The sequence below is a fragment of the Micromonospora sp. KC207 genome (assembly GCF_004348615.1).
Lineage (GTDB): Bacteria > Actinomycetota > Actinomycetes > Mycobacteriales > Micromonosporaceae > Micromonospora.
This window is the reverse complement of sequence record NZ_SMKJ01000329.1, coordinates 1-7,057: the sequence shown is the minus strand read 5'-3', so window position 1 is coordinate 7,057 and position 7,057 is coordinate 1. Positions and strand designations below refer to the sequence as shown.

The 7,057-nt window shown below is 69.8% G+C and carries 8 protein-coding genes and 1 pseudogene; 7 read left to right on the top strand and 2 right to left on the bottom strand.

What is annotated here, in order from left to right; all coding sequences use genetic code 11:
• The first annotated feature begins 1 nt into the window (after position 1).
• The 5 genes from E1258_RS28150 to E1258_RS28130 all read left to right on the top strand — a co-directional run bounded on the left by E1258_RS28150 (position 2) and on the right by E1258_RS28130 (position 4,221).
• The gene (locus E1258_RS28150; RefSeq protein WP_132406454.1) at positions 2-673 is read left to right on the top strand and encodes a response regulator transcription factor; all 672 of its coding nucleotides are present in this window, start codon (positions 2-4) and stop codon (positions 671-673) included.
• 2 nt (positions 674-675) lie between these two features.
• Positions 676-2,061 (top strand): cell wall metabolism sensor histidine kinase WalK, encoded by a 1,386-nt coding sequence (locus E1258_RS28145; RefSeq protein ID WP_132406452.1) that lies wholly within the window; start codon positions 676-678, stop codon positions 2,059-2,061.
• Positions 2,062-2,160: 99 nt separating this feature from the next.
• Positions 2,161-2,700 (top strand): phosphatase PAP2 family protein, encoded by a 540-nt coding sequence (locus E1258_RS28140; RefSeq protein WP_132406450.1) that lies wholly within the window; start codon positions 2,161-2,163, stop codon positions 2,698-2,700.
• A gap of 60 nt (positions 2,701-2,760) precedes the next feature.
• Positions 2,761-3,420 (top strand): DedA family protein, encoded by a 660-nt coding sequence (locus E1258_RS28135; RefSeq protein ID WP_132406448.1) that lies wholly within the window; start codon positions 2,761-2,763, stop codon positions 3,418-3,420.
• A 33-nt stretch (positions 3,421-3,453) separates the two neighbouring features.
• Positions 3,454-4,221, top strand: coding sequence for an ABC transporter permease (locus E1258_RS28130; RefSeq protein ID WP_132406446.1), 768 nt, complete (start codon positions 3,454-3,456; stop codon positions 4,219-4,221).
• On the opposite strand, the gene E1258_RS28125 is transcribed toward E1258_RS28130, so the two are convergent.
• Positions 4,200-5,468: a hypothetical protein gene (locus E1258_RS28125; RefSeq protein WP_243715743.1), complete on the bottom strand. Its 1,269-nt coding sequence runs from the start codon at positions 5,466-5,468 to the stop codon at positions 4,200-4,202. The two genes, E1258_RS28130 and E1258_RS28125, sit on opposite strands and share 22 nt — an antisense overlap.
• Before the next feature lie 464 nt (positions 5,469-5,932).
• Between E1258_RS28125 and E1258_RS35235 the strand changes: the two are divergent.
• A pseudogene (locus E1258_RS35235) lies at positions 5,933-6,417 on the top strand (IS110 family transposase).
• On the opposite strand, the gene E1258_RS35225 reads toward E1258_RS35235, so the two are convergent.
• Complete coding sequence (locus E1258_RS35225) at positions 6,404-6,763, bottom strand: hypothetical protein (RefSeq protein ID WP_243715740.1); 360 nt, start codon at positions 6,761-6,763, stop codon at positions 6,404-6,406. The pseudogene E1258_RS35235 and the gene E1258_RS35225 sit on opposite strands and share 14 nt — an antisense overlap.
• 30 nt (positions 6,764-6,793) lie before the next feature.
• On the opposite strand from E1258_RS35225, the gene E1258_RS36035 reads away from it, so the two are divergent.
• Positions 6,794-6,895 carry a transposase gene (locus E1258_RS36035; protein ID WP_207919772.1) on the top strand — a complete coding sequence of 34 codons (102 nt, stop codon included), beginning with the start codon at positions 6,794-6,796 and terminating at the stop codon, positions 6,893-6,895.
• Positions 6,896-7,057 lie beyond the last annotated feature (162 nt).

Genomic DNA, 7,057 nt, shown 5'->3' with positions numbered 1-7,057 from the left:
GGTGCTGGTCGTCGAGGACGAGACCGCCCTGGCACAGGTGCTGCGCGCCGGCTTGACGGACGAGGGTTTCGCCGTGGATGTGCAGCACACCGGGACCGATGGGCTGTGGGCAGCCACCGAGAACCCGTACGACGTGATCGTGCTGGACATCATGCTGCCCGGTCTGAACGGTTACGAGGTGTGCCGGCGGCTGCGGTCGCGGGGTGTGTGGACGCCGGTGTTGATGTTGACCGCGAAGGACGGGGAGTACGACCAGGCGGACGCTTTCGACCTCGGGGCCGACGACTATCTGGTCAAGCCGTTCTCGTTCGTGGTGCTGGTGGCTCGGCTGCGGGCTCTGGTGCGCCGGGGCGCGCCGGCCCGGCCGGTCGTGCTGACCGCAGGGGACCTCACCGTGGATCCGGCCCGGCGGCAGGTCAGCCGGGCCGGCCAGGCCGTTCGGGTCACCGCGCGGGAGTTCGCGCTGCTGGAGTTCCTGATGCGGCACCGTGGTGACGTGGTGTCCAAACGGCAGATCATCGACAACGTCTGGGACGCCCACTTCGACGGCGACCCCAACATCGTCGAGGTGTACGTCGGCTACCTACGCCGCAAGATCGACCAGCCGTTCGGGCGCCGGGCGATCCAGACCGAGCGGGGCATGGGCTATCGCCTGGCAGCCGACGGCGGCTGAGCGTGGCCATCGGGTGGATCCGCCGGCGTCTGGGGGTACGGCTGCGGTCGGCTCTGGCTGCCGCCGCTGTCGTGGGGGCGGCCTTCGCCGTCGGCGCGGCGGCGTTCGTCTACCTCGCCCGCGCGGATCTCGCCGGCAACGTGGACGCCGCTGCGCGGCAGCGGGCGGCCGAGGTGGTCGCGGCGGTGGCCGCCGGCGATCAGGAAGCGCTCGTTCAGACGCTGAAGCCCAGCCCGGGAGAACAGACGTTGGTGCAGGTCCTCGACCCGTCCGGTCGGGTCGAGGCGGCCTCGGCCGCGCTCGGCGACGCCGCGCCGCTGTCCCCGTTGCGGCCCCGGCCCGGTCAGCTGCTGCGCGAGCAGCGGCTGCTGCCGTTCGCCGACGAAGACCCCTTCCGGATCGCCGCCGAAGGGGTTGCCACCGGCTCCGGAACCCGCACGGTGCTGGTTGCGCAGTCGCTGCGGCCGGTCAACGAGAGCACCGAGGCGGTCGCGGCGATCCTGGCCGCCGGGCTGGCGCCCATGCTGCTGGTGGTCGGCGCGGCGGTGTTCTGGTTCGTGGGACGTTCCCTGCGTCCGGTCGAGGCGATCCGCCGCCGGGTCGCCGGCATCACCGCCCGTGAGCTGCATGCCCGGGTGCCCGTGCCAGCCGCCCGAGATGAGGTCGCGGCGCTCGCCCAGACGATGAACCGGATGCTCGCGCGTCTGGAGACCGCCGCGGCGAGCCAGCGCCGGTTCGTCGCCGACGCCAGCCACGAGCTACGCAGCCCGCTGGCCACTCTGCGCGCCGGCCTCGACCGCCTGGCGCTGGCACCCGTACCGGAGGGGCACCGCGACCTGGTCGAGCTGCTGCGCCGCGAGACCAGCCGGCTCGGCGATCTGGTCGCGGACCTGCTGCTGCTCGCGCGTATCGACGAGCGGGGAGCCACCCGCCGCCGCGACGACGTCGACCTCGACGATCTCGCCTACACCGAGCGGGAGCGGCTCGCCGGGCAGCACCCGGACCTCACCGTCCGGGCCGACCTCGCCCCGGTACGGGTCACCGGAGACGTCCACGATCTGGGTCGGGCGTTGCGGAATCTGGCCGATAACGCTGCCCGTCACGCCCGTACCCAGGTGACCCTGCGCGTGTCGGTGTGCGATGGCTGGGCGTGTATCGAGGTCACCGACGACGGACCCGGTGTGCCCGATGCCGACCGGGAGCGCATCTTCGACCGGTTCGTCCGTCTCGACGACAGCCGCACCCGCCCGGAGGGCGGCACCGGCCTGGGCCTCGCCATCACCCGCCAGGTCGTCGCGGCGCACGGCGGACGGGTGCGGGTGATGCCGGGTCCGGGGATGACCGTCGAGATCCTCCTGCCCCGAAATGGTGACGCCGACCAGGGTTGAAGGTCGGGCCTGGTCCGTTTCAGGCTTTTCTCAGGTGGCGATCGTGACACTGGACGCCAGGCGGCCCGTGGGGGCGGACCACCAGCTCCGGGGAGATCGATGAATTACCACCTGTTCCAGATCGTCAACGCCGCCGCCGGCCGCAGCGACCTCGTCGACGACGTCTTCGAATGGTCGGCGGTGTGGCTGATCTACGTCCTCGTCGCCACGGCGGCCGTACCGGTCCTGGCTCGCCTGCGGCGCGGGCGCGCCGCCCTGGTGCGCGTCGTCGTCTCCCTCGGGCTGGCCTTCGCCGTCGGGCAGGCCGTCGCCGCGCTCAGCACCGAGGTACGGCCCTTCCAGACCCACCCCGTGCACCAGCTGATCCCGCACGCCGCCGGAGCGTCGCTTCCCAGCGACCACGCCACCGCGGCGTTCGCGGTGGCGTTCGCCGTCGGGGCGTTTCTGTCCCGCCGATGGGGGGTAGCGCTGAGCGTGCTCGCCACCATCATCGGCTTCGCCCGAGTCTGGACCGGCGTGCACTACCCCGGGGACATCCTCGCCGGCGCGCTCATCGCCGCCACAGCAGTCGCCACCATCGGCGTCGTCGCCCGGGCCTACGACGGCCGCACCAGCCGCCGCCTCGACACCACCGCCTGAGCACCATCCGCCCCTCGTTCCGGAGGTCATGCCACGTCCACGCCTCAAGCGCTACTCGCCGTGGGCCCCAGCTTCATCGACCCGGAATGGCTGATCTCCACCTTCGGGCTGATCGGGATCCTCGCGATCATCTTCGCCGAATCCGGGGTGCTCATCGGGTTGTTCCTGCCCGGCGACTCGCTGCTGTTCACCGCCGGGCTGCTCGTCGCCGACGGACGCTACCTGCACCAGCCGCTCTGGCTGGTCTGTCTGCTCGTCGCCGTCGCCGCCATCGCCGGCGACCAGGTCGGCTACCTGTTCGGCAAGCGCGTCGGTCCGAGCCTGTTCCGTCGCCCCAACTCCCGGCTGTTCAAGCAGGAGAACGTGCACCGGGCCAACGCCTTCTTCGCCCGCTACGGCGCCCGCTCGATCGTGCTGGCCGGCTTCGTGCCGGTCGTGCGGACATTCACCCCCGTCGTCGCCGGGGTCAGCCGGATGCACTACCGCACCTTCGTCACCTACAACGTCCTCGGCGGCCTGCTTTGGGGAACCGGCGTCACCGTGCTCGGTCACTTCCTCGGGCAGATCAACTTCGTCAAATCGAACATCGAGCTCATCCTCATCGCCATCGTGCTCGTCTCCGTCCTGCCCATCGGCATCCAACTCCTGCGCTCCCGCCGCCGCTCGGCAACCAACGCCGCCGACGCGACGGCGTCCAGAGACGCATCCGGCGCCAACTGAACGACGCATCGGCGCTGAGGCAACACTGACCGGATGACCTCGACGATGCTGGTGCTCGGGCCGAAACTCGCCGTCGCGCTGGCGCTGCTGACCGTCGCCGCAGCCGCCATCGCCACCGTCGGACGGCTCGGGTACGGCCGACAGATCGCCGTCGCCGCCGTCCGCGCCGCGCTGCAACTGGTCGCCGTGTCACTGGTGATCACCGCGATCGTCGGCTCGCTGTGGGCCACCGGGGCGTTCGTCCTGCTCATGTGCGCTGTCGCCGCCGGCACCTCGGGCCGGCGGATTACCGGCGGCCCGTACGGCTGGTGGGCAGGGGTCCCGATCGCCACAGCCAGCCTGACCGTCGTCGCCGCCCTACTGCTCGCCGGTCTGGTGCCTTTGCGCGGCATCGCGATCATCCCGATCGCCGGCATCCTGACCGGCGGCGCCATGACCGCCACCAGCCTCGCCGGCCGGCGCTTCAACGACGATCTGCACGCCCGGCGCGGCGAGGTGGAAGCCGCTCTCGCGCTGGGACTTCTTCCCCGCGACGCCGCGCTGCTCGTCTGCCGCGCCGCCGCGAGCCAGGCACTCATCCCCGCCCTCGACCAGACCCGCACCGTCGGCCTGGTCACCCTCCCCGGCGCCTTCGTCGGAGTCCTCCTCGGCGGCGCCAGCCCGCTGACCGCGGGCATCACCCAACTGTTCGTCCTCGTCGGTCTCCTCGCTGTCGAAGTCACCGCCATAGTCCTCACCATCGAGTTGATGGCCCGAGGACGTCTATGCCCGCGAGGCGATCACCTGACGCCGTCGAACTGATTCAGGGTCGTCATCAGGGTGTCCACCGCCGAGGCGCAGTCGCCCTGCACCGGACTCGACGCCCGCAGGGCCGTCAGGACCGCATCGATCTGGTCGTCGAGTTGGTGCCATCTCGCCGAATCGCGCGGCTTGAGCCCCGCCTCGGCGTCGTCCCAGGCCACCTCAAGATCCTTCGCCCGGGCCTTCCCGCCCACCAGGTCGTCCTTGGCGACCTTCTCCTTGACGCCGGTGACGATCACCGCAAACTCGCCCAGGTTGCCCAGTCTGGTGGTCGGATGCGCCTGCCGCGGAAGGGCGGCAGGGGCGCCCGGCGGGGCGGCGGCCTGTGCGGTCGTCGTGGGCGCAGGCTCGGCGGTCGGCGTCGTGTCCGCAGCCGGCCGCAGCACCCATCCGAGCAGCGCGACAGCAGCCACGGCCACGCCGGCCCACAGGTAGTCCTGCCGGTACCCGCCCAGCGGCCCCGCGCCCTTCACCGCCACACCATGGCGACTGACCAAGACCTGTTCACGGATGACGAGGACCACGATCGTGCCGAAGAACAGCAGACTGGTCACGCTCGCGCCCAGTCCCAGACCGCCGAAATCCTTGTCCTGCGTCAGCAGGTCACCGAGCGAGGCGCCAAGCGGGCGGGTGAGCACGTAGGCGATCCAGAACGTCACCACCTGCCCGGCGCCCAGGCGGTAGGCCACCCACGTCGCCGCGATCAGGCCCCCGAAAATCAGCACCCCGTTGCGGAAACCCAGGCTGAGCGCCTCGGTTGCGAGGTCACCAGCGGCGGTGCCGAGCGCGAACGTGGTGAGGATCGCGCCCCAGTAGAACGCCTCGCGGCGCGGGGTGTCGATGGAGGTGATCGCGAGAGTACGTTCCTGCCGGTACCACACGGCGAACACGACCGCGAGGACCACCGCGAAAACAGCGGTGCTGACATACAAGCTCACGCCCAGCGTGTCGGTGAACAAGTCGGTCAACTGCGTACCGACGATGCTCACCAACACCACACACAACCAATAGATCCACGGCGTATACCTGCGGGTCCGGAACTGGATGACAAGGGCGCCGACCAGCGCCACGATCATGACCGCGTCGGTGACGGCGGGACCCAGCCCGACGTTCACGGCCAGATAATCGGCGAACGTCTCCCCGATCGTCGTCGACAACACCTTGATGACCCAGAACGTCGCAGTGATCGCCGGGACTTTCGTCAACCACCCGCGCGTACCTACCAGCCGGTCAGTGGCAACGGACACGACTCTTCCCTTCGTCAAGGACACTGACGCGAGCATGGGACGCCGACCCTGAAACCTTGCTGAAGACTTCACCCGCTCTTCGACCTCAGCGACCCCGAGACCACTCCGCGTGCGGCCCTCGCCGCCCGATGGCCATCACCGAGGCGCGCAAGATCGTGGACCGCCCGGCGTCCCCGGCGCGACGCCCCGGACAGCGGCGGCCTGGGCTCCAGGTGTCCGTCGGAACCCGCAACCGCACATCGAACTACGTCGTCTGCTGGGTGGACCCGGAGGGTCGGGTGACTGTCTGGGTTGTGCTGCCGATGTCATGGCCAGCTTGGAGTAGGACGCCCCGGCCCCCGCTGACGACCGCTGTATCAGCACTGGATGGAGACTCGCGAACGGTCGCCCTTTGCGAAGTTGTGACTACTGAACCACGGCGGGTCCACGCCCCCTGACCAGACAACCGAAAAGGGTGATGCCCGATGGGCAGCCTGTGGGCCGGCGTCGACGTCGGCAGGAAGCACCACCACGTGTGCGTCATCGACGACGACGGCACCGTAGTTCTGTCGGAGAAGATCCCCAACGACCAGCAGGCCATCTCTGGCATCGCCGGGCGGCTCGGCAAACGCCGCAAGCCGGTCCGCTGGGCCGTCGACCTCCGCGGCGGGCCGGCGTCGCTGCTGCTGGCGGTCCTGTTCGGCCGGGGTGCGGACGTGCGCTACGTCAGCGGCACGGTTACGTCCAGATGGCGGAGGCGTTCCACGGCGAACGTAAGACCGACGCCCACGACGCCTACGTCATCGCCCTGACCCTGCGCATGCGCGGCGACCTACCGGCCCTCACCGTGGCGGACGGGGTGCAGCAGCAGTTGAAGTTGCTCGTCTCCCGCCGCCTCGACTTGGTCGCCGACCGCGTCCGCCTCACCGCCCGCATTCAGGACCTCCTCACCATGATCAGCCCGCCATGAAGAAGACGCTCAACCTGCGCAGCAAGGTGCGCTCCGGCTCCTCGCGCAGTGGCAGACCCCAGCCGGGCTGCGCCGCGCCGACGAAGCCCGCATCCTGGCCCACCTGCGCCAGCACGGCGTGCGGGCAGCCCAAGGCGCTGACCGCCAAAGTCCTCACCGCAGCGCGGACGCAGACCGTCGCCGTTGCGGAAAAGGCCACCGCAGCCCGGATCGTGGGCCAGATGACCACCGACCTAGGGCCTGTATCGAAGTCGGCTGCGGATGCCGGGGTGAGGAAATTTCGGTGTGGCGGTGATCGATAAGTAGCGAGGTCTCCGGTAGATGGTTCATCGACGAAGAAGACCATCGGCACGGAGACCTCGCGGCTACTGTAGCGGTGACGAGGCGGCATGACCTGACCGACGTGCAGTGGGCGGTGCTGGAGCCGTTGCTGCCCGTGGGACGCGTGCATATCGCCGCGATCAACGAGTGGCTGTGACCGACTTCGACACAGGCCCTAGTAGTGCTTTGTCACATTTTGGTGTAGTTCGTGGGCTGTAGGTTCGTTGAGTCGTTAGCTCCGGTGTGGATGTTCGGGAAGTGGAGCGCCTTCGTGCCGATCTGGCCGATTTCACCAGCGACGTGTTTGGGTCGTTGACCC